Below are 25,192 nucleotides of genomic sequence, written 5' to 3'. Positions count from 1 at the left end.
AGCTAGCCGCGCGCCGGCGGGGCGGACAACGGCCGGTCCCACTGAGTGAGGGAACCCGTTCCGGCGATCTGCACGGTCCGGCGGCCGACGGCGGCTATGCCGGAAGAGGCCCGGCGAGGGCCTGCCGGCTCAGCCGGTCGGCGCGGCGGGTGGTCTCCGGCAGCCGGTAGTCGGGGGCCAGGGCCAGCACGTGCCGGCAGGCGGTGTCCAGGTCGATCCGGTGCCCCGCCGACACGAACACCGGGCGCACCCCGTCCTGCGTGCGCAGCACCCGCCCGACGACCTCGCCCGCGTCGACCAGGTCGGACATCGAGCCGCGCGGCTCGCCCGGCGGGTCGTACGAGCCCACCAGGCGGGTCTTGCCGACCCCCAGCGACGGCAGCCCGGTCAGCACCCCGAGGTGGCAGGCCAGCCCGAACCGCCGCGGATGCGCCAGCCCGTGGCCGTCGCACACCAGCAGGTCCGGGACGGTGGTCAGCCGCTCCAGCGCCTCGACCAGCGTCGGCAGCTCGCGGAACGCGAACAGCCCCGGCACGTACGGGAACGCCGCCGTCCCGATCACCACCGACTCCTCGACCGGCCGCAGCGTCGCCGCGTCCAGCACCACCACGGCGGCGGCCAGCCGGTCCGTGCCCTCCTCGTACGACACGTCCAGCCCGGCCACCGTCCCGACCTCGGCCGGGCCGGACCCGGTCAGGTCCAGCAACGGGCGCAGCCGGTCCTGGACGGCCTCGGCCTCATCCGCCGTCGCGGGCCAGGAATGCAGCGTTCGCACCTTCACGGCCGCGTACGCTACCGGTCCGGCCGTCAGCCCAGCGACGAATAAACCGCCTCCACCAGCCGGTAGGCGCGCAGATCGACGGAGAGCTGGCCGGCCAGCAGGTTGGGGACGTAGGCCACCGCGATGCCCGCCTCGACGTCGCCCATCCCGATCGAGCCGCCCGCGCCGCTGTGCCCGAACGCCGTCTCCCGGCCCGCCTCCGGCATGAAGAACGCCATCGCCGGACGCATGTAGCCCAGCCCGAACGAGGTGTCGACGACCATGACCTTGTCGGGGCCGTTCACCCGGCGGCGCAGCGCGTCCCGCAGCGTGCCGGGCGCCAGGATCCGCCCGCCGACCAGGTCGCGGTAGAACGCGGCCAGCGCGGACGCGGTCGTCACCATCCCCGCGCCCGGCCAGCCGCCCGCCAGCACCACCGGGTTGTTGTAGCCGCCCTTGCCGGGCGGCGGGCTGTTGAGCGCGCGGGCCATCAGGCCGTCCGGGTCGGCGGCGGCCTCGGCGATGCGCACCGACGCGGCGCCGCGCCCGGCGGGCCGCGGAGCGGACGTCCCGGCCTGCGGGCCCGGCGGACGCCGGTCGGCCGACAGCCGCGCGGCCCGTTCGATCACCTCCGGCGGGGCGCCGATCCACAGGTCCAGGTCCCCGGCGAACTCACGGCGGACGAACTCCCCGACGGTGCAGCCCGCGTGCCGCCGCACGATCTCCCCGGCCAGCCAGCCGAACGTCACCGCGTGGTAGCCGTGCCCCTCGCCCGGCGTCCACAGCGGCGCCTGCGCGGCCAGCAGCGCCGCCATCGCGGCGGGGTCGGCGGCGTCCTCGGCGGTCACCGGCTCGGTGAACGCCGCAAGCCCGGCCTGGTGGGTCAGCAGGTGCTCGGCGGTCGTGCGCTCCTTGCCGTGCGTCCCGAACTCCGGCCACCAGTCCGTCACCGGCCCGGTCAGGTCGTAGGCCCCGCGTTCGGCCAGCAGCAGCGCCGCCGTCGCGGTCACCGCCTTGGTGCACGAGAACGCCACGCACGGGGTGTCGCGCAGCCAGGGCCGCCCGGTCCGGCGGTCGGCCACGCCGCCCCACAGCTCGGCGACCAGGCGGCCGTCCGCGTACACCGCCACGCCCGCGCCCAGCTCCCGGCCGCGCGCGAAGGACTCCTCGAACGTCTCCCGCACCGCCTTGAACGCCGGATCGCAGTGTCCCTGAACCGTGCTCTGCTCGCTCGTCACTCGGAGGTCCTTCCGGGGGAGTCCGGGGGTGTCTCACCGAATCATGCTCTAGTCGCCGTCCGGGGTCGATGTGCGCGGCGCCCCGACCTGCCCCCGCGGTTTCGGTCCCCGGTCACAACCCCCGGCCGCGGGCGGGGCGCGCGCCGCTAGGCTCGACGGTGATGAGGACCCTGCTGATCGTGCACCACACCGCCTCCCCGAACCTGCAGGCGATGTTCGAGGCGGTACGGGACGGGGCGAGCACCGACGAGATCGAGGGCGTCGAGGTGGTGGCGCGCCCGGCGCTGACCGCGAGCGCCGTGGACGTGCTGGAGGCCGACGGGCTGATCCTCGGCACGCCGGTCAACATCGGCTACATCTCCGGCGCGCTCAAGCACTTCTTCGACCAGATCTACTACCCGTGCCTGGAGGCCACCGTCCGCCGCCCGTACGCCGCGTACCTGCACGGCGCGAGCGACGCGAGCGGCGCGCTGCGGGCCATCGAGACGATCACCACCGGGCTGTCCTGGCGGCCCGTGCGCCCCCCGCTGGTGGTGACCGGCGAGCCCACCAGGGCGGATCTGGAGGCCTGCTGGGAGCTGGGCGCGATCACCGCCGCGGAACTGGCCGGGTGACGCCGCCCGGGGCGGGCGGGACCCACTACGGTGACGGGATGAGTGGATTCCGTCATGTGGTGCTGTTCCGCTGGGCGGAGGGCACGACCACCCTCCAGCAGGAGGAGGTCGCCGCCCGGCTCTCGGAGCTGCCCGCCAAGATCCCGCAGATCCGGTCCTACAGCCTGGGCGTCAACGCCAAGGTCAACCCCGGCGGCTACGACTTCGCCGTGGTCGCCGACTTCGACGACCGCGAGGGCTATCTGGCCTACCGCGACCATCCCGACCACCGGGCCGTCGTGGAGGAGGTCATCACCCCGCTCGTGGCCGACCGCGCGGCCGTCCAGTACGAGCTGTGAGCCGGCGGGACGCGGCGGACCGCCCGCGGAGGCGGGGCGCGAACCACCCCCGCGGGCGACGTCCGCCGGGCGGTCCGTGATCACGGACCGCGACCCGAACCTAACTCCGATCCGGCGGGGCAGGCAAGCGCTTGCTTGTCAGGAGTGCGTGACGATCCCGTCGAACATGACCTTGAGGTAGTGGTCGGCCAGCGCCTGTGGCCGCAGCGAGCCGCCCGGACGGTACCAGCGGACGGCGACCCAGATGGTGTCGCGGATCATCCGGTAGGTGAGCCTGGCGTCGATGTCGGCGCGGAAGACGCCGGACCGCTGGCCGCGCTCGAGGGTGTCCACCCACATCTTCTCGACGTCCTGCTCCACCCTGGTCAGGTAGGCGAAGCGGGGCATCCCCTTGAGGTAGGCCCAGTCGTTCTGCAGGACGGTGATGGCCGCGCGGTGCGGCTCGAGGGTGCCGAAGGCGATGCGCACCAGTTCGGCGATGGTCTCGCGCGGGTCGCCGCCCCTGTCCACGGCCGCCCGGTAGGCCGCCAGGACCTCGTCGAAGAAGCCGGACAGCACCTCGTCGACGATCGACTCCTTGGAGTCGAAGTGGTGGTACAGGCTCCCGGACAGGATCCCCGCCTCGCGGGCGATGTCGCGCACCGTGGTCGCCTGGAAGCCCTTCTCGGCGAACAGGTCGGCGGCCAGCCGGACCAGGTGCTCGCGCCGTTCGGACGGCAGCGCCGCGGACCTGCCGCCGCGCCGCCGTCCGCGCCCTTCGCCGTCGGCGCGGGCGGACTCGGTGCCTGTGGTCGTCACCTCCCCAGTATGCGCCACCGGCCGGCCGCCCGGCCGGGCCGTCAGCGGGGCACCGCGAGCGCCCAGGACTTCACCGAGCCGTGGCCCCGCCAGGGCAGGTGGTCGGCGATGTGCCCGAAGCTCTCCCCGGCGTCGCCGTTGAGCAGGGTGACCTCGGTCATGGGGCCGCTGGGCGTCCGCGCGCAGAACGTGTACAGCCAGATCGGCCGGTCGGGCAGCGCGTACCCGGTGAACAGCTCCTCGACCACCGCCATCGTCGGCGGCCGGTCGGCCACCGCCCGGTGGAACTCCTCGTCCAGGCCGCCGAAGTTCCGCACCGACAGCGGCCCGTAGTGGACGTCCATGACGCGGGTCCCGTCGGAGACCTGCGTCGTTCACGCGCGTTCGGCCAGGTCGCCGCCGGGCAGGGCCATCGCGGCGAACACCGGCAGCACGTTGTGCATCCACCCGTCCAGCGCGTCGGCGACCGGGTGGCGGTCCTGCCCGCCGATGCCCACCGCCTGGTCCCAGGCGAAGACCTCGCCCCAGCGGGGGTGCCCGACGCCGATGGGCACCTGGGCGACCAGCCCGTTCTCCTGGAGGTCGGGGGCGTCCACCGCGATCCGCAGGCCCGAGCCGCCCAGGTCGACCACCGTGCCGTCGCGGCGGGCGGGCAGGCCGTGCCCCTCGGCGCACAGCCGCGCCAGGAGGTCGGCGGCGGTCTCGGCGGTGATGTCCATGGCTGCCTTCCTTCGAAGAGCGCTCGGTGTGCCACCGTAACGACGCCCTCCGCGGCGGTCGACCGAAATACCGGACGCGGGGGCGGCGGCCCGGAATTGGCAACAATGTCCCTGGCGTCCGGTGCATGGCGTTCCCTACCGTTCGGCGGTATGGAACAGCAGGATGGAACGGTCCCACACATCGCCCCGTGGGCCTCGCCGGACGCCCGCGCCCGCATCACGGAGGTGGCCGCCGGCCTCGCCGGGCTCTGGCGCGACCCCTCGCCCGGCCGCGTCGCGCAGGCCGTCCGGGAGGCGCTGGACGAGCACGCCCGGCAGTTCGACGACCAGGGCATCGTCCTGTACGCCGGGACCAACGTGATGAGCGAGGCCGCCCGGCGGGCGGCCGGGGCCACGGTGAGCGGGCGGCCCAGCATGGGCTGGCCGGGGGACAAGTACCAGTCGGGGCTCGACCACCTCGACCGGCTGGAGGTGCTCACGCCCGCCCTGGTCGCCCGGCTGGTCGGGGCGCGTTTCGCCGAGGTCCGCAGCCACAGCGCCACCATGGCCAACCTGGCGGTCTACACGGCGCTGACCAGTCCCGGAGACACCATCGCGGTGCTCCCGGAACGCGCCGGCGGCCACACCAGCCACCACGCCGTGGGCGTGCCGGGCGTGCGCGGCCTGCGCGTGGTGGACCTGCCGTACGACGTGGACGCCTACGACGTGGATCTGGCGGCGCTGCCGGGGTTCCTGGAGCGCGAACGGCCCCGGCTGGTGGTGATCGGCGCGAGCCTGCTGCTGTTCCCGCACCGGGTCGCGGCGATCCGGGAGGCGACCTCGGCGGCGGGGGCGCATCTGCTGTACGACGCCTCGCACATGGCGGGGCTGGTCGCCGCCGGGAGGTTTCAGCGCCCGCTGGCCGAGGGCGCCGACCTGCTCACGTTCTCCACCTACAAGTCGTTCGGCGGGCCGCCCGGAGGGGTGATCGCCACCGACGATCCCGAGCTGGCGGAACGGACCTCGACGGCGGTGTTCCCCGGCCTGACCGCCAACTACGACGCCGGGCGGCTGGCCCCGCTCGCCGTCACCGCCGCCGAGATCATGGGCGACGGCGGCGCGTACGCCGACAGGTGCATCGCCGCCGCCCGGACGCTGGCCGCCGCGCTGCACGAGGAGGGCTTCGCCGTCGCGGGCGCGGACCGGGGCTTCACCGACTCGCACCATGTGGCGGTCGACGCGGCGGCCCTCGGCGGCGGTCGCGCGGCGATGGCCCGGCTCGCCGAGGCCGGCGTCTACCTCAGCGCCATCGGGCTGCCCTGGCAGGCCCCCGGCGAACCCGACCGCGGCCTGCGGATCGGCACCCAGGAGGTGGTCCGCCGCGGCCTGGGCGACGCCGAACTCCGCCAGGTCGCGGCGCTGATGGCGGACCTGCTGCTGCGCGACGCCGACCCGCGGACCGTGCGCAAGGCCGTCCGGCGGATCAGGGAGGAGGCCCGGTCCGCATAGGGTGAACGGCATGCCCGAGGCGATCGTTTTCGACCTGTACGGAGTGCTGGCCCGCGACCAGTCCGAGGAGTCCAAGCGCGCCATCGAACGGCTGGCGGGCGTCGCGGACGGGCGCGCCCGGGAGTTCTGGGAGGCCTACTGGGCGCTGCGCCCCGCCTACGACGCCGGCCAGCCGACCACCGAGTACTGGCAGGCCGTCTCCGCCAGGCTGGACACCGTCTTCGAGGACGTGGCCGCGCTCGCCGACGCCGACCTGGAGAGCTGGACCAGGGCCGACGACGAGATGGTCGCCCTGGTCGGCGAGCTGGCCGACCGGGGCCACCGCCTCGGCCTGCTGTCCAACATCATCAGCGACCTGGTCCCGCTGATGGAGAAGCGCCACGGCCGCTGGCTGGGCCGCTTCGACGCCCTCACCTACTCCTGCCGCATCGGCGTGGCCAAGCCCGACCCCCGCGCCTACGAGATCTGCGCCGCCCAGCTCGGCGTGCCCACCTCGCAGGTGCTGTTCTTCGACGACCGCGAGGAGAACGTCCTGGCCGCCCGCCGCACCGGCATGACCGCCGAGCTCTTCACCTCCCCGTCCCAGACCCGCCAGGCCATCGCCGCGCACTTCTCCTGACCCCGGCCCGCCCCACCGGGGTCAGCCGGGGTCGCGGTCGTCCGCGGGCGTGTCATCGTGGGGATCCGCCGCCTCGGACAGGTGGGCGCGGAGGCGGTGGAGGAGGGACTCGCTCTGGTCGGTGAGGCGTTCGATGGCGGGGAGGGCCAGGTCGTCGCGGACGGTGGCGGCGAGCAGGTCGTCGTACTCGTGCGCGGCCGAGGTCAGGGTGCGCAGCCGGCGGTGGGCGTGCAGGGCCCGGTCGGCGGCGCGGACGCGGTCGGCGTAGTGTTCCAGGGCCTCGATGCGGCGGGTCACGGCCCGCACCGAGGCGGCCAGCTTCCTGTGCTGGCCGCCGAGGACGGCGGCGACCTCGGGGACGGTGACGTCGGAGGACTCGGCGAACCGGCGTTCCCGGCGGCGCAGGCTCGACTGGCGGGCCAGCACCTGGGCGATCTCCCACTCCTGCTGGGGGAGGGTGAGGGCGTTGTCGGCGCTGTCGAGCAGGCCCTCGCGGTGGACCGCCGAGCCCAGCACCGCGCGGACCGCCTCCTGCGCCCGCACCAGCAGCGCCCGGGCCTCCTCGTCGAAGTCCTCCGGCAGCAGGTAGCGGTCGCGGCGGCGGCCCAGCGCACGGGCGCGCCGCAGGTCGTCGGACAGTTGCGCGCCGAACGCGGCGGTCAGCCCGACCGGGGCGGTGAACATCAGCCAGGCCGGGCCGAACGCCGGCACCCCCAGCACGCACACCAGCACCGCCAGCGCCGGGGTCAGCCGCACCGGGAGCCGGTGGCGGGCCACGATCCGGTCGAGCTCGGCGCGCAGCGTGGGGTCGGCGACCGGGCTGGGCTCGGCGCGCCGCCGCCCCGGCGCGGCGGCGGGCTCCACCATCCGCCAGCTCGTGCGGGTCCGGGTCTCGAACGCGAAGTCGGTGGGCTCGATCTCCACCTCGGTCGGCCCGTCGGGCAGCGGCCAGGACCCCACCGGCTCGCCGCCGCCGGGACCGGTGAACCGGACCCACCAGCCGCCCCTGCCGTCCTCGCAGCGGTAGCGGCCCGGCTCGATGTCGATGCCCACGAAGAACGTGCCGGCACTGGGGATGGTGTTGCCCGGACTGGTCACCGGCGACCTCCGACCAGTTCTCGCGCGGTGTCACCCCGGGCGCCATGGAGACCGCCGGCACCGCGTGTCCCGCTATGAACCCTCTTAGACCCCGACGTCCCAAGGGGGTCGATAGTTGCCGTACCCATTTCCAGGCCGGAGAAGTCGGGTCAGATCCACAGTGTGCGGTGGAATACTCGTGATCGTGGGGAGCGACACCGATCCGTTCGACGATCCGCCGTGGGCGATGCAGCTCGCCGTGCGGGTGGAGAAGGCGTCACCGCCCGCGCACGCCGCGGTCTGCGAGGCCGCCGCGACGGCGGTCGTCCGCCTGCTCACCGACCCCCGGACCACGGACCCGGAGGGGGAGTGGCACGCCCGGGTGCACCGCTGGGAGTCCGGGCGGATCCGGAAGGTGACCAGGCGGGGGCGCGGCGTCCGCTGGCGTGAGGCGGCCGGGCTGGCGGGCGTGACCGTCGACCACGCCGGCGCGCAGGTCCGCGCGTTCGTTCCCGGGCCGGTCGACCAGGTGCCGCCGCCGCTGGCGAAGATGCAGGTCGCCGGGCTGGACCTGGCGCGGGAGGAGCCCAAGCCGCCGCCCCCGGCCCCGTACGCGGCGCTGGTCCTCAACCCGGACGTGACGATGAGCACCGGCAAGTCGGCGGCGCAGGCCGGGCACGCCGCCCAGTTGCTGCTGCGCAACGGCCGCGCCCCGGACGTCGCCGCGTGGGTGGCGGCGGGGGCGCCCGCCCACCTGGTCGCGGACACGCCGTGGAAGGAGTGCCTGCGGTACGCCACGGCGGTGGTCCGCGACGGCGGCTTCACCGAGGTCCCGCCGGGGACGATGACGGCGCTGGCCTGGCTGGTCAACGCCCGGTAGACCGGCGGTCCTTCCGTCAGACGGAACCGCTGTGGCGGGCGTCACGGCCGGTGGGCGACAGTCGGCTCACATCCCCCGTTCCCCTGCGAGGCAGGAGCTGTGAGCCATGCCCTTCGTGCGCAACCAGTGGTACGTCGCCGCCCACTCCGAGGAGGTCGGTGACGAGCTGCTCGCCCGGACGATCTGCGGGGAGCCGATCGTCTTCTACCGGACCTCCGCCGGACGGCCCGTCGCGCTGGCCGACCGCTGCGTGCACCGGCGCTTCCCGCTGTCGGCCAGCAACCGGGACGGCGACCGGATCGTCTGCGGCTACCACGGCTTCACCTACGACCCTGACGGGACGTGCGTCGCCGTTCCCGGCCAGAGGCGCATCCCCCGGACCGCCCGCGTCCCCGCCTACCCGGTGGTGGAGCAGGACACGCTGGTGTGGGTGTGGATCGGGGACGCCGGCAAGGCCGACCCGGCGAGGATCCCGCGTGCCCCGTGGCTGGGGTCGCCGGACTACGTGACGGTGCGCGGGATGGAACCGCTGGCCGCCCGGTACGAGCTGCTGGTCGACAACCTGCTCGACCTGTCCCACGAGACCTACCTGCACGCCGGCTACATCGGCACGCCCGAGGTCGCCGAGACGCCCATCACCACCGAGGTCGACGAGGACGCCGGGATCGTCTACGTCAGCCGGCGGATGAAGGACGCCGAGTGCCCGCCGTTCTACGCCCGCTCCACCGGCATCACCGGCCGCATCGACCGCTGGCAGGACATCGAGTACCACCCGCCGTGCCTGTACCTGCTGCACTCCCGGATCGCCCCGGCCGGGGTGGAGCCGGGGCCGGACGGCGACGACTCCGCGGCCTGCCACGCCGAGATCGTGTACGCGATCACCCCGGAGACCGAGACGACCACCCACGACTTCTGGATGGTCTCCCGGGACTTCGCGCTGGAGGACGAGGAGGTCTCCCGGTTCCTGGCCGAGAGCAACCGGACCGTGATCCTGCAGGACGTGGCGGCGCTCAACCTGCTGGAGCAGGTGATCGCCGGTGAGCCGGAGGGCTACCAGGAGCTGAGCATCAACATCGACACCGGCGGACTGGCGGCCCGCCGCCTGCTCGCGCGGATGGCCGAGGCGTCGTCGTGAGCAGGCGGTTCCAGGTGGTGTGGGAGCCGGGCTCGGACCTGCTGGTCGGCGTCTGCCACTGCGGCGCCGAGGGGCGGGCCACCGATCCCGCCGAGATCTGGCGCTGGCTGCTGTCCCACCCCGACCATCCCGGGCACCGGGCGGGCCATGAGCACTGAACCGCCGATCGAGGTCGTGGTCGACCATCGGGAGCGGGTCGCCGAGGGCGTCGTCGCGCTGACGCTGCGCGCCGCCGACGGCGGGCCGCTCCCGGCCTGGTCGCCCGGCGCGCACATCGACCTGCTGCTCGGCGAGGACCTGGTGCGCCAGTACTCGCTGTGCGGCGATCCGGCCGACACGTCCGCCTGGCGGGTGGCGGTGCTGCGCGAGCCGGACGGGCGGGGCGGCTCCGCCCACGTCCACGACCACCTCGTGCCCGGCACCAAGCTGGAAGTCCGCGGCCCGCGCAACAACTTCCCGCTGGTGCCGTCCCCGCGCTACCTGTTCGTCGCGGGCGGCATCGGCATCACCCCGATCCTGCCGATGGTGCGGGCCGCGCAGGCCGCCGGGGCGGACTGGCGGCTGGTCTACGGCGGACGCCGCCGGGCGACCATGGCGTTCCTGGACGAACTGGCCGCGCTGGCCGCGCCGGCCGGCGAGCGGGTCGACGTCCGGCCCCAGGACGAGACCGGGCTGCTCGACCTGGACGGTCTGCTGCGCGACCTGCCGGACGGCACGCCGGTCTACTGCTGCGGCCCCGAGCCCCTGCTGGCCGCGGTGGAGGAACGCTGCGCCCCGGACGTGCTGCACGTCGAACGGTTCGTCCCCCGCGCCGTCGAGGGGCCGGACGAGGAGTTCGAGGTGGAGCTGGCCGTCACCGGCACGACCCTCACCGTGCCCGCCGGGAGGTCGATCCTGGAGACCGTCGAGGCCGCCGGGGTACAGGTCCTGTCGTCCTGCCGGGAGGGCACCTGCGGCACCTGCGAGACCGGGGTGCTGGACGGCGTTCCCGACCACCGGGACTCGATCCTGTCCGAGGAGGAACGCCGGACCTGCGAGTTCATGATGATCTGCGTGTCGCGCGCCCGGTCGCCCCGGTTGGTGCTGGACCTGTGAACCGGGGTTGGATGGAACGGTGGCCGCGATGACACAGCCGGGCCGGCGGACGGGGACCCGGCCTCCGGTGACCCGCCGGGTGCTGGGCATCCTCGAGGCGTTCACGCCCGAGCGCCCGGCGCTCACCCTGACCGAGATCTGCCGCCGGACCGGGCTGCCCCTGGCGACCGCGCACCGGCTGGTGGGCGAGCTGGTCGCCTGGGGCGCGCTGGAACGCGGGGACGGCGGCGCGTACCGGATCGGGCTGCGGCTGTGGGAGGTCGCCTCGCTGGCCCCGCGCGGGCCGGGCCTGCGGGAGGCGGCGCTGCCGTTCATGGAGGACCTCTACGAGGCCACCCACCAGAACGTGCAGCTCGCCGTGCTGGACGGGCTGGAGGTCATCTATCTGGAACGGCTGTCGGGCCGGGACGCGGTGCACGTGTTCACCCGGGTCGGCGGCCGGTTCCCCGCGCACGCCACCGGGGTCGGCCTGGCGCTGCTCGCGCACGCCGACCCCGAGCTGCAGGAACGCGCCATCGCCGGGCCGCTGCGCCGGTTCACGCCCAAGACGATCTGCTCGGGGCACCAGTTGCGCCGGATCCTGGCCGAGGTGCGCCGCACCGGGGTGGCGATCAGCGACGGGCAGGTGGAGCTGTTCGCGCTGTCGGTGGCCGCGCCGGTGCACGGGCCGGACGACTCGGTGGTGGCGGCGCTGTCCATCGTCGTGCCCGCCGACGCCTACGACCCGCGCACCCTCGTGCCGGTCGTGCGCGCCGGGGCCCGGGGCATCTCCCGTGCCCTGGGCGCTCCGAGCGCGCGGCGGCCCCCGGCGTCGGCGGCCCGGGAGAGCAGCCCCGCTCCCACGGGCCGCTGACCCGTCCCGAGGAGACGGCCGGGGAACAGGTCAGTCTCCGAGTTCCTCCCGCAGGACCCGGTCGGCGACGGCGAACGCGGAGTTGGCCGCCGGGACGCCGCAGTAGATCGCGGACTGCAGCAGCACCTCGCCGATCTCCTCGGGGGACAGGCCGTTGCGCAGCGCCGCCCGCACGTGCATGGCCAGCTCCTCCAGGTGCCCGCGGGCGACGAGCGCGGTGAGCGTGACGCAGCTCCGGGTCCTGCGGTCCAGGCCGGGCCGGGTCCAGATCTCGCCCCACGCGTACCGGGTGATCAGGTCCTGGAACGGCGCGGTGAACTCGCTGGTCCTGGCGACGGCGCGGTCCACGTGCGCGTCGCCGAGCACCGCCCGCCGCACCGCCATGCCGGCGGCGTGCCGCGACCCGTCGTCGGTCCCCGCCGACAGGTGGTCGACCAGCGCGGCGGTGACCGGCCCCGGCTTCTCCACCCCGGCCAGGTGCGCGGCCCCGGCGACCTCCACCAGGCCCGCGCCGGGGATCGCGTCGGCCATCGCCCGCGCCAGCGCGGGCGGGGTGGCCGGGTCGTCGCGCCCGGCGATCACCAGGGTCGGGGCGGTGATCCGCGGCAGCGCGTCCCGCAGGTCGTAGCCCGCCAGCGCCTCGCAGCAGGCCGCGTAGCCCTCCGGGGCGGCGTTCCGCAGATCCTCCAGCAGCCCGGCGGCCGCGGGGGAGGCGGCGAAGCCGGGGGTGAACCAGCGGCCCGCCGCACCCTCGACCAGCGGTTCGGTGCCCTTGGCGCGCACCAGCGCGGCCCGCTCGTGCCAGCCCTCCGGCTCGCCGAACCTCGCCGCCGAGCACACGATCGCCAGCGAGGCGATCCGGTCCGGGTGGTGCACCGCCAGCCAGGCCCCGACGGCCCCGCCGATGGAGATCCCGGCGTAGGCGAACCGGTCGGCGCCCAGCGCGTCGGCCAGTTCCAGCACCAGCCGCCCCAGGTCCGCGATCGTGGGCTCGTCCGGCAGCAGCGAGGCCGGGGAGCCGCCGTGCCCGGGCAGGTCCCAGCGGATCACCCGGTGGGTGCGGGCCAGGGCGGGCACCTGCGGCGCCCACACCTGGAGCGACGTGCCCAGCGAGGGCCCGAGCAGCAGGGGCGCGCCCGCCCCGTCGACGCGGTGGTGGAGCACGCCGGTGTCAGTCGAAGGCAAGGAAGACCGTCTCCTCGTTGTTCTCGTCGCCCTGCAGGCGGATGTCGAACCGGTACACGCCGTCCCGTTCGGGGATGGCGATCAGGGTGTCGCGGTCGCGCGGCTCCAGGGAGTCCAGCAGCGGATCGGCGTCCGGCTCGGCCAGGTACGCCCGGGTGAACAGGTGGTGCAGCAGGCCGCGGGCGAACACGCACACCGAGATGTACGGCGAGCCGCCCGGCGGCAGGGTCCGCAGCGCGTAGTGCCCGTCCGCGTCGGTCGGCACCCGCCCGAACCCGGTGAAGGCGACCCCGTCCCGGCCGATGACCGCGCCGGTCGTGGGGTCGCGGCGCAGCGAGCCGGGCGCGCCGGTCCGCGAGCCGTCCGGGGCGGCCTGCCAGAACTCCAGCAGCGCGTCGGGGATCGGCTGCCCGGCCCCGTCGAGCACGTATCCGTGCAGCGTGATGGTGCGCGGGTCGCCGGGCGGGGCGAGCTCGCCGCCCTTGGCGAACGGCAGCGCGTACCCGTAGAACGGCCCGACGGTCTGCGACGGCGTGGGCGCGAGCATCAGCGGCCCTCCTCGAACCAGGTGGCGGCGGGCCCGTCCAGCACGATGTCCCACCGGTAGCCCAGTGCCCACTCCGGCGTGGACAGGTCGTGGTCGTAGGCGGCGACCATCCGCTGCCGGGCGGCGTCGTCGGTCACCGACTGCATGATCGGGTCGTAGCGGAACAGCGGGTCGCCCGGGAAGTACATCTGGGTGACCAGCCGCTGGGTGAAGGCGGTCCCGAACAGCGAGAAGTGGATGTGCGCGGGCCGCCAGGCGTTGTCGTGGTTGCGCCACGGGTAGGGGCCCGGCTTGATCGTGGTGAACGTGTAGCGGCCGTCGTCGTCGGTCAGGCAGCGGCCCACCCCGGTGAAGTTGGGGTCCAGCGGGGCGGGGTGCTGGTCGCGCTGGTGGACGTACCGGCCGGCGGCGTTGGCCTGCCAGATCTCCACCAGCTGCCCGCGCACCGGGCGGCCGTCGCGGTCCAGCACCCGGCCGGTGACCACGATCCGCTCGCCCAGCGGCTCCCCGGTGTGCTGGCGGGTCAGGTCGCGGTCCAGCTCGGTCACGTCGGTGACGCCGAACACCGGCCCGGTCAGCTCCACCGCCTCCGGGTCGTGCACCGTCACCAGCGGCCGCTTGGGATGGCGCAGCACGCTGCTGCGGTACGGCGGGTAGTCGCGGTGGGGGTGGTCCATGCGCGGGGCGCCGTCCGCGACCGCCTTGGCGTAGGCGTCCCGGAGCTCGGCGATCTCCGCGCTGATCTCCTTCTGGGTGGGCGGGGTCAACGGGGGGCTCCCTTCATGCGGCCCGGAGCGCTCGGCTGCGTCACCCGGTCCCGTGATTTCGGCCTACTATGTTCGCCTGGTGAACTAGAGTTCATTATCGTGGTCACGAGTGTCATCACCCGTCCGCCCGCTGTCAATGCGGGCTTGCACGCAATGGAAGACCTGGAGCGGACATGCCGGTGAGCGATCCCGCGGCGGAGGCGGTGGGCCCGCTGGTGCGCGGGCTGGCGGTGCTGCGCGCGGTGACCGCGGCCGGCGGCCGGCGCAGCGCGGGCGACCTGGTGCGCGACACCGGTCTGGCCCGCTCCACCGTCGACCGGGTGCTCAGCACCCTGGAACGGCTGGAGTACGTGCGGATCGACGGCCGGGACGCGGTGCTCGCGCCGCCGGTGATGGAGCTCGGCAACGCCTACCTGGCCGCGTCCCGGCTGCCCGCGCTGCTCGGCCCGGCGGCCGACCGGCTGGCCGACGCGCTGGACGAGTCGGTGTCGATCGCGGTGCCCGACGGCGACGGCGCCCGCTTCGTCCACCAGGCCCCCCGGCGGCGGGCGATGTCGGTGGCCTTCGGCGTCGGCGACCTGCTGCCCGCCGAGTGCGGGGCGATGGGCGCGCTGCTGGCCGTCGACTGGACCGAGGCCGACTGGGCCCGCTGGCGGGAGCGCCGGGCCGCCGACCCGGACCTGCGCGGCTTCCCGGTGGCGCCGCCGGGTGCGGCCGGCGCCGCCGCGTCGTTCACCGAACGGGTCGCCGCCGCCCGCCGGACCGGGTGGGCGCTGGACGACCAGCTGATCGAGCCGGGGCTGGTGGCGCTCGCGCTGCCGGTCCGCGGCCCGGCCGGGCGGGCGTGCGCGGTCAGCGTGGTCAGCCACACCAGCCGGCACACCGCCGGGTCGCTGCGGGACGCCATGCTGCCCAGGCTGCGCGAGACGGTCGCCGAGATGGAACGGATCTGGGCCGAGGACGAGGCCCGGTCCGGCGGCGCGGAACGGGAGCCGACCGGGACCGCCGAGCGGGCGCGGGAGTCCAAGCTGGCGCTGGGGCCGGAGTTCCTGCAGTCCCTGGCCCGGGGGCTCGGCGTGCTGGCCGCGTTCGACGGGCACCGGCCCGAGCCGACGCTGGCCGTCCTGGCACAGGCCACCGGGCTGCCCCGGGCCACCGTGCGGCGCTGTCTGCTCACCCTGGCGCACCTGGGCTACGTGACCGTGCGGGACGGCCGGTTCCGGCCCGCCCCGCGGGTGCTGGACCTGGGGTTCGCCCCGCTGAACGGGCTCACCCTGCCCCGGATCGCCCGGCCGCACCTGGCCCGGCTGGTCGACCGGGTGCGCGACTCGGCGTCGATGGCGGTGCTGGACGGCGACGACATCCGGTACGTCGCCCGCGTGCCCACCGTGCGGATCATGAGCGTGGAGATCACGGTGGGCACCCGGTTCCCCGCGTACGCGACCTCGATGGGACGGGCGCTGCTGGCCGGGCTGCCGGAGCCCGAACGCGCCGGGCGCCTGGCGCGGGCCGAGCTGCGGCCGCTGACCCGGCGCACCGTCACCTCGCCGGAACGCCTCGCCGCCCTGCTGGACCGGATCGCCCATGACGGTTACGCCCTGGTGGAGGAGGAGCTGGAGGAGGGCCTGCGGTCCATCGCGGTGCCGGTGCGGGACCGGGACGGGCGGGTCGTCGCCGCCGTCAACGTCTCCTCCCACGCCGGCCGCCGCTCCGCCGAGGAGGCCCTGGCGGCGGTGCTGCCGCCGCTACGGGAGGCCGCGGTCGCCATTGAGCGCGACCTCCATGTCGCGGGCCGGTTCGTCCGCGTCCCCGTCGGCTGAGATCCGCACCGGGGGCACCGGGATGCACTCGATCGCCTCGTCGGCCAGCCGCCGCGCCGGCTCCTCGTAGCGTTCCCGCAGCTCGTGCACCCGCTGCTGGGCGCGCACCCCCGGCCAGTCCGCGGGCAGGTGCTCCACCGGCAGCCCGGGGTCCACCCGGACCAGTTGCAGCCACTCGGTGGTCATCCACAGGTAGCGGGCCAGGTCGTCGGGGGCGTCGGGGATCGGGTCGGGCCGGTCCCAGCGCTCCAGGAACGCCCGGTATCCGGAGGCCAGCGCGTCCAGGTCGAACGCGTCGCGGATCATCGCCGCCACGTCGGTCGGCTCCTCGGCCCGCCCGGTGAACACCTTGACGTGGTCGCGCAGCCCCAGTCCCTCGATCACCGGGCCGACCGCCACCCGGCGCGGGGCGATCCACAGCCCGTTCCCGATCGACCCGAACCCGGCCCAGGTCAGCGCGGACCGCAGGTCGTGCCGGCGGCTCTGCCAGGACTCCGGCATGGAGAACGCCAGCACCGTCCAGCGGCCGTCCCAGCCGGCGTTGATCACGCTGCGCCGCCACACCCGCCGTTCGCCGTCGGTGAGGATGCGCGCCGACCGGGCGGTCAGCCCGAAGTGCATCCGGCGGCCCTGCCGGTGCCGGGACAGCAGGTCGCGGGCCACCATCCGGCTGAGCGTGGAGCGGATGGCGTGCTCGCCCACCCCGAGCCGGGCGAAGATCTCGATGAAGCTGCCCGAGGAGACCGCGATGTCCCGGCGCAGCACGTAGTTGCCCAGGAACGTGAGCATCAGTGATTGTGGCCGTAGCCGCGGCGACGGGCCGTCGGCTGCGGCGGCGCCCTCGGGCGCGGGCGGCCGGCTGTCGGTGGCGAAAGCGTCCATCACCCGTTCGGCTCCCATCTGTCGGCTCGGCGGACGGCGGGTCCCTCGAGAGTCCCGGAGTGGTCACGGTCAATATTCGGCAGACTATTGACCGTCGTGATGTATCTGCCTAAGTTCAGCTTACCCCCCAACCGGCCCCGGGGCGGTGCACCACCCCACGCCCGGGCCCGGTCGGCCCGGGCAGGAGCACGCACACCCCCAGGAGGTCTCCTGTGCGCAGACTCGTCCCGTTCCTCACCGCCGCCGTGCTGGCGCTGGCCGGCTGCGGCGGCTCCGGCGGATCCGCAGGCGACACCATCAAGATCGGTTTCATCGAGTCGCTGACCGGCAACTACGCCCCGCTCGGCGGCGAGGCCAAGAAGACCGTCGACCTGGCCGTCGAGCAGATCAACGCCAAGGGCGGCATCAAGGGCCGCAAGATCGAGCTGATCACCCTCGACGACAGGACCGCCCCCGACCAGGGGGTGCTGCACTTCAACAAGCTCAAGGCCGAGAAGGTCACCGCGATCATCGGCTCCACGTTCTCCAACGTGGGCCTGGCCGTGGAGCCGCTGGCCGAGCGCGAGCGCATCCCCTACATCTCGCTGGCCCCCGCCGACGCGCAGGTGAACCCGATCCGCAAGTACACCTTCGTCGTCCCGGCGCTGTCGTCCACCTACGCCGAGGCGATGCTGCAGTACTGGCAGGCCAACAAGATCACCAAGGTGGCCGTCGCCTACGACACCAAGAGCGCCTACTCGGTGGCCGGGTTCAACGGCATGAAGAAGCTGGCCCCCAAATACGGCGTGCAGATCGTCCGCGAGGAGCCGTACGAGACCACCGCCTCGGACTTCAGCCCGATCTTCACCCACGTCCGCAACAGCGACGCGCAGGCCCTCATGGCCTGGGCCAGCGGCGCCCCCGGCGTCACCCTGGCCAAGCAGTACCCCACCTCCGGACTGAAGCTGCCGCTCTACATGACCGGCTCGCAGGCCAGCAAGCTGTGGCTGGACCCGGTCGGCCCGGCCGCCGAGGGCGTCTACGTGCAGAGCGCGATCGGCGTGGTCGGCGAGTACCTGCCGGACGGCGCGCTCAAGAACGCCATCAAGGAGATGGCCGACCCGTTCCGGCAAAAGTACGGCTACGAGCCGCCGCAGTTCGCCCAGGACGGCTACTCCGGCGTCAAGCTGCTGGCCGCCGCGATCGAGAAGGCCGGCACCGACCGGGAGAAGATCCGCGACGCGCTGGAGAACATGACGCTGGTCACCCCGGCCGGCAAGTACGCCTACAGCCCCACCGACCACTCCGGCCTGCGCCCCACCGACATCTCCATGAACCGGGTGCGCAGCGGCAAGCTGGTGCCCACCGACTGGTCCAGGCAGCGGCTCGCCGAGACCGCCCGGGCGGCCGGGTGAGCCCGATGCTCCAGATCGACTCGGTCAGCCGGGCGTTCGGCGGCGTGTACGCCGTCCGCGACGTCAGCCTGACCGTCGCCGAGGGCGAGACCCGCGCCGTGATCGGCCCCAACGGCGCGGGCAAGTCCACCCTGTTCAACCTGATCAGCGGGCATCTGCTCCCCGACTCGGGCACGGTGTCCTACGGCCCGGCCGGGGAGCGGCGGCGCATCGACCGGCTCACCCCGCACGCCCGGGCCCGCCTGGGCATCGCGATCGTCTTCCAGGGCGCCCGGCTGTTCGGCGGGATGACCGCGCTGGAGAACGTGATGGTCGGCGCGCACGCCCGCACCCGGCACGGCTTCCTGTCCGCCGCCCTGAGGCTGCCCCGCCACCGCGGCGAGGAGGCCCGGATCAGGGCCGACGCGCTGGCCGCCCTCGACCGGGTCGGGCTGCGCGACTGGGCGCACCGGGCCGCCGACGTGCTCCCGCTCGGCCAGCAGCGCTCCCTGCAGGTGGCCCGCGCGCTGTGCGCCAGGCCCCGGCTGCTGCTGCTGGACGAGCCCGCCTCCGGGCTGCGCGCCGCCGAACGCGAGGCGCTCGCCCAGCTCGTCGAGAGCCTCCGCGAGGAGGGCCTGACCACCATGCTCATCGAGCACGACGTGGCGTTCGTCGCCCGGCTCGCCGACCGGGTCAGCGTGCTGGACCTCGGCCGGCACATCGCCGAGGGCACCCCCGACGAGATCCGCCGCGACGACGCAGTGCTGACCGCCTACCTCGGGGGGACGGTGTCATGAGCGAGCCGGAGGCGCGTGTCATGAGCGGCCCCGTCATCGAGGTGAGCGACCTCGTCGTCCGGTACGGCACCGCCACCGCCCTGGACCACGTCGACCTCACCGTCGGCGCCGGGGAGCTGGTCGCCCTCATCGGCCCCAACGGCGCGGGCAAGTCCTCGCTGGTCAACGCGGTGATGGGGATCGTCCGCCCGGCGTCGGGGCGGGTGCGGGTGTCCGGGCGGGCGGCGCTGGTGCCCGAGGGCCGGCAGATGTTCGCGGACCTGACCGTCGACGACAACCTCAGGCTGGGCGCGTGGCGGCGGCGCCGCGTCCCCGGCGCCCGCGACACCTCCCGGGTGTACGAGGTGCTGCCCGAGCTGACCCGCGTCCGCGACCAGCGGGCCGGCACCCTGTCCGGCGGCCAGCAGCAGATGGTGGCGTTCGGCCGCGCCCTGATGGCCGACCCCGACGTGATCGTCGTGGACGAGCTGTCGCTGGGCCTGGCCCCCAGGATCACCGCCGGGCTGGCCGAGCACCTGCGCGCCCTCAACGCCGAACGCGGCCTGGCGGTGCTGCTCATCGAGCAGAACGCCCGGCTCGCCCTGGACCTGTGCGGCCGCGGCTACGTCCTGGAGGCGGGACGGATCCGCGCCCACGGCACCGCCGCCGAACTGGCCGCCAGCGAGGAGGTCGCCGCCGCCTACCTCGGCGGACCCGCCGGCGGCGCCACGGCGACGAAGGAGGCACGCCCATGAGCGACTTCCTGCAGTACCTGATCTCCGGGCTGGCCGTCGGCTGCGGCTTCGCGCTGCTGGCCAGCGGGCTGGTCACCATCCACCGGGTGACCCACGTGGTCAACTTCGCCCAGGGCATGTTCGCCGTGGTCGCCGGGCTGACCGCGGGCTCGTTGCTGTCCGCCGGGCTGCCGCACGGGGCGGCCGAGGTCGCCGCCGTGGCGGTGGCCGGGGCGACCGGGCTGCTGGTCGGGCTGATCGCCACCGGCAAGCCCGGCACCAGCGCCCAGTCCGCGCTGATCGCCACCCTCGGCCTGGGCTTCGTGGCCTACGCGGTGGAGATCATGATCTGGGGCGACAACCCCCGCTCCCACCCGGGGCTGCGCGGCAACGTGGAGATCGCCGGGGCGTTCGTGCAGAAGCAGTCGTTCCTGGTGATCGGCGTGACCGCGGCGGTGTTCGCCGCGCTGCTGGCCTTCTTCACCCGCACCTACCTGGGCAAGGCGCTGTCGGCGTGCGCCGCCAACCCGTACGCGGCCCGCGCGGTCGGCATCGACGTCACCCGGATGGGTCTGGTCGCCTTCGCGCTCGGCGGGATGCTGGGCGGCGCGGCCGGCGTGCTGCTCACCCCGATGATGCCGATCTCCTACAACAGCGACGTGCTGCTGATCACCAACGGGTTCGCCGCGGCGGTGCTCGGCTCCCTCAACCGGCCCGGCCTGGCGCTGATCGGCGCGCTCACCCTGGGCGTCGCCGAGACCATGGTGGCCGGCTACCACGAGGCGAGCTACCAGACCGTGGTGGCGCTGGCGCTGATGCTGGTGATCATGATCTGGCAGTCCTCGCGCCGCACCGCACTGCAGGAGGAGACCGCCCGATGAAGTCGTTGTCCCGGCCGGCGGTCGCCGTCGCGGTGTGCGCGGCGGCGCTGCTGGCCCCGCTGCTGCTGTCGCAGACCCAGCTGCCGGTCTACATCGTGCTGGTGCTGGCGGCCTGCGTGGTGACCGGGCTGTCGATGCTGATGGGCTACGCCGGGCAGGTGTCGCTCGGCCAGGCCGCGTTCTTCATGATCGGCGGTTACACCGCCGCGCTGATCTCCCTGGAGGAGCTGCCGACCTGGCTGGGGCTGGCGGCCTCGCCGCTGGTCGCCGCCGCGGTCGCCGCGGTGATCGGCGTGCCGCTGCTGCGGCTGCGCGGCCACCAGCTCGCCTTCGCCACCCTGGCGATCCAGCTCATCCTGCTCAACCTGGTCGGCCAGCAGGAGTGGACCGGCGGCGACATCGGCCTGCAGGGCGTGCCGCGGCTGCGGATCGCCGGGTACGAGTTCGCCGACGACAGGGCGTACGCCTATCTGGCGCTGGCGGCGCTGGGCCTGATCGTGCTGATCACCCGCAACATCGTGGCGTCCCGGCCCGGACGGGGCCTGCGCGCCCTGGCCACCAGCGAGGTCGCCGCCGAGTCCTCGGGCGTGCCGGTCGCCGCCTACAAGCTGGCGGTGTTCAGCCTGTCGGCCGGGTTCGCCGGGCTGGCGGGCGGCGTCTACGCCTTCTACTTCGGCTATGTCGCGCCCAGCTCGTTCCCGGTGCTGCTGTCGTTCGAGTACATCGTGATGGTCGTGGTCGGCGGCGCGGGCACCATCTACGGCGCGCTGGCCGGAGCCACCGTGATCACGCTGCTGCTCCAGTTGCTCAACAACATCGGGACCATGGAGGGCATGCCGGCCGCCGCCCCGACCGTGCTGTCGTACGCGGTGTACGGGCTGCTGCTGGTGCTCGTCGTGCTGTTCATGCCGCGCGGCCTGGTCCCCACCGTCACCGGCTGGTGGGAACGGCGCGGACCCGCCCGTCCCTCCGGTGACGGCCCCGTATCCGACGGAGCCAAGAAACCCGACCTGACACCCACCTCGGCCTGATCCGCCCCGGCCGCTGCACGTTCAACGCCGCCGAGACCGTCACCGCGCTGCGCACTCTCGAGCACCGCATCACCACCGGACGCCGGGGCAGTACCACCTCCCGGCGGCGATGAATCCCCGGGCCGCCGGGACCGGTCTCGGCGACGGCCGCTTCGTGACCTACCGGCCGGGTCCCTTCTCCGCGACCGGCCCGGCCCGGCGCAACCGACCCCGCACGAAAGGGAACAGCATCCATGACCTCCACTGCCGTCGACCTCACCGGCAAGGTCGCCGTCGTGACCGGTGCCGGGCGAGGGCTCGGCCTGGCCTACGCCGCCGCCCTCGCCCGCTGCGGAGCCCGTGTCGTCGTCAACGACGTGGACGCCGACGCCGCCGACGCGGCCGTCAAGACGATCACCGAGGCGGGCGGAACGGCCGTCGCCGAGGTCGCGCCGGTCGGGTCCGCCGAGGTCGCCGACCGGCTGGTGGACCGGGCGGTCGCCGAGTACGGGCGACTGGACGCCATGGTCACCAACGCCGGCATCCTGCGCGACCGGGTGCTGTGGAAGATGACCGACGAGGACTTCGACGCGGTCGTCGGCGTCCACCTGCGCGGCACGTTCACCTGCGCCCGCGCCGCCGCCCGCCGGATGCGCGAGCAGGGCGACGGCGGCTCGCTGGTCATGGTCGGCTCGCCGGCCGGGCAGCGCGGCAACTTCGGCCAGACCAACTACGCCGCCGCCAAGGCCGGCATCGCCGCCATGGTCCGCACCTGGTCGATGGAGCTGGCCAAGGCGGGCGTCACCGTCAACGCGGTCATCCCGGTCGCCGCCACCGCGATGACCGAGACCATCCCCGCGTTCGCCCCGTTCGTGGAGGCCGCCCGGCGCGGCGAGCCGTTCCCGGACTTCCTGCGCAAGGGGGAGGGGTTCGGCACGCCCGAGGACTGCGCGGCGCTGGTGCCGTTCCTGGTGTCGGACGCCGCCCGCGACGTCACCGGCCAGTGCATCGGGATCGGCGGCGACCGGCTCTCCCTGTGGTCGCACCCCGAGGAGGTGGCGGTCGCCTACGCCGACGGCGGCTGGACCCCCGAGTCCATCGCGGCCGTGTGGGCCACGTCGGTGGGCCGGACCCCGCAGACCGTCGGCATCCCCGCACCCGTCATCCCGGAGGCATGACCGCGATGAGCACCGCCATGAACGTGGACGAGCTGACCGCGATCGACGTGCACACCCACGCCGAGATCAGCAAGGACGGGCACGGGTCGCTGAGCCCGGAGCTGTTCGGCGCGTCGGAGGAGTACTTCAAGGCGCACGGGCACCGGCAGCCCACCATCGCCGAGATGGCCGCCTACTACCGCGAGCGGAAGATGGCGGCGGTGGTGTTCACCGTGGACGCCGAGCACGCCACCGGATGGCCGCGGATCTCCAACGAGGAGGTCGCCGAGAGCTGCGCCGAGCACGCCGACGTGCTGATCCCGTTCGCCAGCGTCGACCCCTGGAAGGGCAAGGCGGGCGTGCGGGAGGCCCGGCGGCTGGTCGAGCGGTACGGGGTGAAGGGGTTCAAGTTCCACCCCAGCATCCAGGGCTTCGCGCCCGACGACCCGATGGCCTACCCGCTGTACGAGGCGATCGAGGAGCTGGGCGCGATCGCGCTGTTCCACACCGGGCAGACCGGCATCGGCGCGGGCGTGCCCGGCGGCGGGGGCATCCGGCTGAAGTACTCCAACCCGATGCTGGTCGACGACGTGGCCGTCGACTTCCCCGAGCTGCGGATCATCCTGGCGCACCCGTCGTTCCCCTGGCAGGACGAGGCGCTGGCCGTCGCCACCCACAAGCCGTACGTCCACATCGACCTGTCGGGCTGGTCGCCCAAGTACTTCCCGCCGCAGCTCGTCCGGTACGCCAACAGCCTGCTCAAGGACAAGGTGCTGTTCGGCTCGGACTACCCGGTCATCACCCCGGACCGCTGGCTGGCCGACTTCGAACGGCTCGAGATCAGGCCGGAGGTCCGGCCCAAGATCCTCAAGGACAACGCCGCCCGGCTGCTCGGCCTGACCAAGGACTGACACCGCGAAGGAGCGTTCCGTGCGCAACCAGGGACTGGGGTCGTGGCCCGCACGCCGGGCGCGCAAGACCCCGCGCCGCACCGCCCTCGTCCACGACGACCGCCGGTTGACCTACGCCGGGCTGCACGAACGCGTCACCCGGCTCGCGCACGCGCTGCGCGGGCTGGGGGTGCGCCGCGGGGACCGGGTCGCCTACCTGGGCCCCAACCATCCGTCCTTCCTGGAGACCCTGTTCGCCGCCGGGGCGCTGGGAGCGGTGTTCGTGCCGCTGAACGTCCGGCTGGCCGGACCGGAGATCTCCTTCCAGCTCGCCGACTCGGGAACGTCCGTGCTGGTGTACGCGCCGTCGCACGCCGGGCTGGTGGACGGGCTGGGGGAGACCCCGTCGGTGCGGGAGCGGATCGCGCTGGCCGGGGAGCGGCCCGGCGCGCACGGCTACGAGGACCTGCTGGCGCGGGCGGCGGCCGACCCGATCGACGAGCCGGTCTCGCCGGACGAGAACTGCATGATCATGTACACCTCGGGCACCACCGGCCGGCCCAAGGGCGCGGTGCTCACCCACGGCAACATCACCTGGAACGCGGTCAACGTGCTGGTCGACCACGACCTGATCGCCGACGAGGTGGCGCTGGTGTCCGCCCCGCTGTTCCACACCGCCGGGCTGAACATGCTCACCCTGCCGGTGCTGCTCAAGGGCGGCTGCTGCGTGCTGGTCACCGCGTTCGACCCGGACGCCACCTTCGACCTGATCGAACGGCACCGGATCACCTTCATGTTCGGGGTGCCGACGATGTTCCAGCAGGTGGCCCGCTCGCCCCGGTGGGCGGACGCCGACCTGTCCTCGGTGCGGCTGCTGACCTGCGGCGGTTCCCCCGTCCCGCCGTCGCTGATCGAGACCTACGCCGCGCGGGGCCTGACGTTCCTGCAGGGCTACGGGATGACCGAGGCCTCGCCGGGGGCGCTGTTCCTGGACGCCGAGCACGCCACGGCCAAGGCCGGGTCGGCGGGCGTGCCGCACTTCTTCAGCGACGTGCGGGTGGTCGGCCCCGACATGGCCGACGTGGCGCCGGGGCAGACCGGCGAGGTCGTGGTCAGCGGCCCGCACGTGATGTCCGGCTACTGGGGCCTGCCGGAGGAGACCGCGCGGGCGTTCACCGACGGCTGGTTCCACACCGGCGACGCCGCCCGGATCGACGAGGACGGCTACGCCTACATCGTCGACCGGATCAAGGACATGATCATCTCGGGCGGGGAGAACATCTACCCGGCCGAGGTGGAGAAGGCGATCCTGGCCGACCCCGACGTGCTGGACTGCGCCGTGATCGGCGTGCCCGACCCGACCTGGGGCGAGGTCGGCCGGGCCGTGGTGGTGCCCCGGCCCGGCTCCGGCCTGACCGCGGAGCGGGTGCTGGACGCCCTGACCGGACGGCTGGCCAAGTACAAGATCCCCAAGTCCGTGGTGTTCGCGGACGAACTGCCGCGCAACGCCGCCGGAAAGATCCTCAAGTCCGTGGTGCGCGGCACCTACGGCTGAA

28 protein-coding genes are annotated in these 25,192 nt (G+C 74.1%); 18 read left to right on the top strand and 10 right to left on the bottom strand.

Annotation, left to right across the window (positions count from 1 at the left end; all coding sequences use genetic code 11):
* Positions 1-94: 94 nt before the first annotated feature.
* Together nfi and HNR21_RS29535 are read right to left on the bottom strand one after the other, a co-directional pair.
* Positions 95-781, bottom strand: a complete 687-nt coding sequence (gene nfi / locus HNR21_RS29540; RefSeq protein WP_119729349.1) for a deoxyribonuclease V — start codon at positions 779-781, stop codon at positions 95-97.
* A gap of 26 nt (positions 782-807) precedes the next feature.
* Positions 808-1,998 (bottom strand): serine hydrolase domain-containing protein, encoded by a 1,191-nt coding sequence (locus tag HNR21_RS29535; RefSeq protein ID WP_182707742.1) that lies wholly within the window; start codon positions 1,996-1,998, stop codon positions 808-810.
* A gap of 161 nt (positions 1,999-2,159) precedes the next feature.
* Between HNR21_RS29535 and HNR21_RS29530 the strand changes: the two genes are divergently transcribed.
* Both HNR21_RS29530 and HNR21_RS29525 read left to right on the top strand, forming a co-directional pair.
* Positions 2,160-2,612, top strand: coding sequence for a flavodoxin family protein (locus tag HNR21_RS29530; protein ID WP_119729351.1), 453 nt, complete (start codon positions 2,160-2,162; stop codon positions 2,610-2,612).
* A 38-nt stretch (positions 2,613-2,650) separates the two neighbouring features.
* A complete protein-coding gene (locus tag HNR21_RS29525) occupies positions 2,651-2,950 on the top strand; it encodes a Dabb family protein (protein WP_119731933.1) in 300 nt (99 codons plus the stop codon).
* Between the two features lie 138 nt (positions 2,951-3,088).
* Here HNR21_RS29525 and HNR21_RS29520 read toward each other — a convergent pair whose 3' ends face one another.
* Genes HNR21_RS29520 through HNR21_RS29510 form a run of 3 tightly spaced genes read right to left on the bottom strand, consistent with a single transcriptional unit; the run spans position 3,089 to position 4,467 of the window.
* Complete coding sequence (locus HNR21_RS29520; RefSeq protein WP_182707741.1) at positions 3,089-3,748, bottom strand: TetR/AcrR family transcriptional regulator; 660 nt, start codon at positions 3,746-3,748, stop codon at positions 3,089-3,091.
* A 41-nt stretch (positions 3,749-3,789) separates the two neighbouring features.
* Positions 3,790-4,092, bottom strand: a complete 303-nt coding sequence (locus tag HNR21_RS29515) for a hypothetical protein (protein ID WP_182707740.1) — start codon at positions 4,090-4,092, stop codon at positions 3,790-3,792.
* Positions 4,093-4,122: 30 nt separating this feature from the next.
* Complete coding sequence (locus HNR21_RS29510) at positions 4,123-4,467, bottom strand: hypothetical protein (RefSeq protein WP_182707739.1); 345 nt, start codon at positions 4,465-4,467, stop codon at positions 4,123-4,125.
* A 150-nt stretch (positions 4,468-4,617) separates the two neighbouring features.
* Here HNR21_RS29510 and glyA point away from each other — a divergent pair, with 150 nt between their 5' ends.
* Complete coding sequence (gene glyA, locus HNR21_RS29505; protein ID WP_182707738.1) at positions 4,618-5,955, top strand: serine hydroxymethyltransferase; 1,338 nt, start codon at positions 4,618-4,620, stop codon at positions 5,953-5,955.
* Positions 5,956-5,965: 10 nt separating this feature from the next.
* Entirely contained in the window at positions 5,966-6,574 is a 609-nt protein-coding gene (locus HNR21_RS29500) for an HAD family hydrolase (RefSeq protein WP_182707737.1), read from the top strand.
* Positions 6,575-6,595: 21 nt separating this feature from the next.
* Here HNR21_RS29500 and HNR21_RS29495 read toward each other — a convergent pair whose 3' ends face one another.
* The gene (locus HNR21_RS29495; RefSeq protein WP_182707736.1) at positions 6,596-7,672 is read right to left on the bottom strand and encodes an Rv1352/Rv1906c domain-containing protein; all 1,077 of its coding nucleotides are present in this window, start codon (positions 7,670-7,672) and stop codon (positions 6,596-6,598) included.
* A gap of 184 nt (positions 7,673-7,856) precedes the next feature.
* Here HNR21_RS29495 and HNR21_RS29490 point away from each other — a divergent pair, with 184 nt between their 5' ends.
* From HNR21_RS29490 to HNR21_RS29470, 5 genes are all read left to right on the top strand, one after another.
* Positions 7,857-8,531, top strand: coding sequence for a peptidyl-tRNA hydrolase (locus tag HNR21_RS29490; protein WP_312881400.1), 675 nt, complete (start codon positions 7,857-7,859; stop codon positions 8,529-8,531).
* Positions 8,532-8,637: 106 nt separating this feature from the next.
* Positions 8,638-9,666, top strand: a complete 1,029-nt coding sequence (locus HNR21_RS29485) for an aromatic ring-hydroxylating dioxygenase subunit alpha (protein ID WP_182707735.1) — start codon at positions 8,638-8,640, stop codon at positions 9,664-9,666.
* Positions 9,663-9,824 (top strand): hypothetical protein, encoded by a 162-nt coding sequence (locus HNR21_RS29480; protein WP_182707734.1) that lies wholly within the window; start codon positions 9,663-9,665, stop codon positions 9,822-9,824. Before HNR21_RS29485 ends, HNR21_RS29480 begins: the two co-directional genes overlap by 4 nt.
* Complete coding sequence (locus tag HNR21_RS29475; protein WP_182707733.1) at positions 9,814-10,761, top strand: PDR/VanB family oxidoreductase; 948 nt, start codon at positions 9,814-9,816, stop codon at positions 10,759-10,761. Before HNR21_RS29480 ends, HNR21_RS29475 begins: the two co-directional genes overlap by 11 nt.
* Positions 10,762-10,789: 28 nt before the next feature.
* Positions 10,790-11,614, top strand: coding sequence for an IclR family transcriptional regulator (locus tag HNR21_RS29470; protein WP_119729358.1), 825 nt, complete (start codon positions 10,790-10,792; stop codon positions 11,612-11,614).
* A gap of 30 nt (positions 11,615-11,644) precedes the next feature.
* Here HNR21_RS29470 and pcaDC read toward each other — a convergent pair whose 3' ends face one another.
* From pcaDC to pcaH, 3 genes are read right to left on the bottom strand one after another with little or no spacing between them, the layout of a single operon-like run.
* Positions 11,645-12,799, bottom strand: coding sequence for a bifunctional 3-oxoadipate enol-lactonase/4-carboxymuconolactone decarboxylase PcaDC (pcaDC, locus tag HNR21_RS29465; protein WP_182707732.1), 1,155 nt, complete (start codon positions 12,797-12,799; stop codon positions 11,645-11,647).
* The gene (pcaG, locus tag HNR21_RS29460) at positions 12,786-13,346 is read right to left on the bottom strand and encodes a protocatechuate 3,4-dioxygenase subunit alpha (RefSeq protein ID WP_182707731.1); all 561 of its coding nucleotides are present in this window, start codon (positions 13,344-13,346) and stop codon (positions 12,786-12,788) included. Before pcaG ends, pcaDC begins: the two co-directional genes overlap by 14 nt.
* Positions 13,346-14,023, bottom strand: coding sequence for a protocatechuate 3,4-dioxygenase subunit beta (pcaH, locus tag HNR21_RS29455; RefSeq protein WP_220501165.1), 678 nt, complete (start codon positions 14,021-14,023; stop codon positions 13,346-13,348). Before pcaH ends, pcaG begins: the two co-directional genes overlap by 1 nt.
* A 263-nt stretch (positions 14,024-14,286) precedes the next feature.
* Here pcaH and HNR21_RS36465 point away from each other — a divergent pair, with 263 nt between their 5' ends.
* Complete coding sequence (locus tag HNR21_RS36465; RefSeq protein ID WP_182707729.1) at positions 14,287-15,933, top strand: IclR family transcriptional regulator domain-containing protein; 1,647 nt, start codon at positions 14,287-14,289, stop codon at positions 15,931-15,933.
* On the opposite strand, the gene HNR21_RS29445 is transcribed toward HNR21_RS36465, so the two are convergent.
* Positions 15,859-16,815 (bottom strand): PaaX family transcriptional regulator, encoded by a 957-nt coding sequence (locus tag HNR21_RS29445; RefSeq protein ID WP_119731936.1) that lies wholly within the window; start codon positions 16,813-16,815, stop codon positions 15,859-15,861. The two genes, HNR21_RS36465 and HNR21_RS29445, sit on opposite strands and share 75 nt — an antisense overlap.
* A gap of 212 nt (positions 16,816-17,027) precedes the next feature.
* Between HNR21_RS29445 and HNR21_RS29440 the strand changes: the two genes are divergently transcribed.
* The 8 genes from HNR21_RS29440 to HNR21_RS29405 all read left to right on the top strand — a co-directional run bounded on the left by HNR21_RS29440 (position 17,028) and on the right by HNR21_RS29405 (position 25,191).
* The gene (locus HNR21_RS29440) at positions 17,028-18,209 is read left to right on the top strand and encodes an ABC transporter substrate-binding protein (RefSeq protein WP_182707728.1); all 1,182 of its coding nucleotides are present in this window, start codon (positions 17,028-17,030) and stop codon (positions 18,207-18,209) included.
* Between the two features lie 5 nt (positions 18,210-18,214).
* Entirely contained in the window at positions 18,215-18,985 is a 771-nt protein-coding gene (locus HNR21_RS29435; protein ID WP_119729364.1) for an ABC transporter ATP-binding protein, read from the top strand.
* A complete protein-coding gene (locus HNR21_RS29430) occupies positions 18,982-19,719 on the top strand; it encodes an ABC transporter ATP-binding protein (RefSeq protein WP_246442364.1) in 738 nt (245 codons plus the stop codon). The genes HNR21_RS29435 and HNR21_RS29430 overlap by 4 nt, the downstream gene beginning before the upstream one ends.
* Entirely contained in the window at positions 19,716-20,579 is an 864-nt protein-coding gene (locus HNR21_RS29425) for a branched-chain amino acid ABC transporter permease (protein ID WP_119729366.1), read from the top strand. The genes HNR21_RS29430 and HNR21_RS29425 overlap by 4 nt, the downstream gene beginning before the upstream one ends.
* Entirely contained in the window at positions 20,576-21,610 is a 1,035-nt protein-coding gene (locus HNR21_RS29420; RefSeq protein ID WP_182707727.1) for a branched-chain amino acid ABC transporter permease, read from the top strand. The genes HNR21_RS29425 and HNR21_RS29420 overlap by 4 nt, the downstream gene beginning before the upstream one ends.
* Before the next feature lie 233 nt (positions 21,611-21,843).
* A complete protein-coding gene (locus tag HNR21_RS29415; RefSeq protein WP_182707726.1) occupies positions 21,844-22,767 on the top strand; it encodes an SDR family NAD(P)-dependent oxidoreductase in 924 nt (307 codons plus the stop codon).
* Entirely contained in the window at positions 22,764-23,657 is an 894-nt protein-coding gene (locus tag HNR21_RS29410) for an amidohydrolase family protein (RefSeq protein ID WP_281402068.1), read from the top strand. The genes HNR21_RS29415 and HNR21_RS29410 overlap by 4 nt, the downstream gene beginning before the upstream one ends.
* A gap of 19 nt (positions 23,658-23,676) precedes the next feature.
* Positions 23,677-25,191: an acyl-CoA synthetase gene (locus HNR21_RS29405; protein WP_182707725.1), complete on the top strand. Its 1,515-nt coding sequence runs from the start codon at positions 23,677-23,679 to the stop codon at positions 25,189-25,191.
* Position 25,192 lies beyond the last annotated feature (1 nt).

The organism is Thermomonospora cellulosilytica (assembly GCF_014138835.1).
In the GTDB taxonomy this organism is placed as follows: domain Bacteria; phylum Actinomycetota; class Actinomycetes; order Streptosporangiales; family Streptosporangiaceae; genus Thermomonospora; species Thermomonospora amylolytica.
Note: the sequence above shows the minus strand (reverse complement) of the source record. Positions and strands in the feature narration are given on the sequence as shown.

Excerpts from the sequence above, each read along its gene's own strand:
- HNR21_RS29420 (WP_182707727.1), top strand. The coding sequence starts at position 20,576 with ATGAAGTCGTTGTCCCGGCCGGCGGTCGCCGTCGCGGTGTGCGCGGCG.
- glyA (WP_182707738.1), top strand. The coding sequence starts at position 4,618 with ATGGAACAGCAGGATGGAACGGTCCCACACATCGCCCCGTGGGCCTCG.
- HNR21_RS29530 (WP_119729351.1), top strand. The coding sequence starts at position 2,160 with ATGAGGACCCTGCTGATCGTGCACCACACCGCCTCCCCGAACCTGCAG.
- HNR21_RS29485 (WP_182707735.1), top strand. The coding sequence starts at position 8,638 with ATGCCCTTCGTGCGCAACCAGTGGTACGTCGCCGCCCACTCCGAGGAG.
- HNR21_RS29435 (WP_119729364.1), top strand. The coding sequence starts at position 18,215 with ATGCTCCAGATCGACTCGGTCAGCCGGGCGTTCGGCGGCGTGTACGCC.
- HNR21_RS29445 (WP_119731936.1), bottom strand. The coding sequence starts at position 16,815 with ATGGACGCTTTCGCCACCGACAGCCGGCCGCCCGCGCCCGAGGGCGCC.
- pcaG (WP_182707731.1), bottom strand. The coding sequence starts at position 13,346 with ATGCTCGCGCCCACGCCGTCGCAGACCGTCGGGCCGTTCTACGGGTAC.
- HNR21_RS36465 (WP_182707729.1), top strand. The coding sequence starts at position 14,287 with ATGCCGGTGAGCGATCCCGCGGCGGAGGCGGTGGGCCCGCTGGTGCGC.
- HNR21_RS29415 (WP_182707726.1), top strand. The coding sequence starts at position 21,844 with ATGACCTCCACTGCCGTCGACCTCACCGGCAAGGTCGCCGTCGTGACC.
- pcaH (WP_220501165.1), bottom strand. The coding sequence starts at position 14,023 with ATGGACCACCCCCACCGCGACTACCCGCCGTACCGCAGCAGCGTGCTG.
- HNR21_RS29430 (WP_246442364.1), top strand. The coding sequence starts at position 18,982 with ATGAGCGAGCCGGAGGCGCGTGTCATGAGCGGCCCCGTCATCGAGGTG.
- HNR21_RS29410 (WP_281402068.1), top strand. The coding sequence starts at position 22,764 with ATGACCGCGATGAGCACCGCCATGAACGTGGACGAGCTGACCGCGATC.
- HNR21_RS29425 (WP_119729366.1), top strand. The coding sequence starts at position 19,716 with ATGAGCGACTTCCTGCAGTACCTGATCTCCGGGCTGGCCGTCGGCTGC.
- HNR21_RS29475 (WP_182707733.1), top strand. The coding sequence starts at position 9,814 with ATGAGCACTGAACCGCCGATCGAGGTCGTGGTCGACCATCGGGAGCGG.
- HNR21_RS29510 (WP_182707739.1), bottom strand. The coding sequence starts at position 4,467 with ATGGACATCACCGCCGAGACCGCCGCCGACCTCCTGGCGCGGCTGTGC.
- HNR21_RS29525 (WP_119731933.1), top strand. The coding sequence starts at position 2,651 with ATGAGTGGATTCCGTCATGTGGTGCTGTTCCGCTGGGCGGAGGGCACG.
- HNR21_RS29500 (WP_182707737.1), top strand. The coding sequence starts at position 5,966 with ATGCCCGAGGCGATCGTTTTCGACCTGTACGGAGTGCTGGCCCGCGAC.
- HNR21_RS29515 (WP_182707740.1), bottom strand. The coding sequence starts at position 4,092 with ATGGACGTCCACTACGGGCCGCTGTCGGTGCGGAACTTCGGCGGCCTG.
- HNR21_RS29470 (WP_119729358.1), top strand. The coding sequence starts at position 10,790 with ATGACACAGCCGGGCCGGCGGACGGGGACCCGGCCTCCGGTGACCCGC.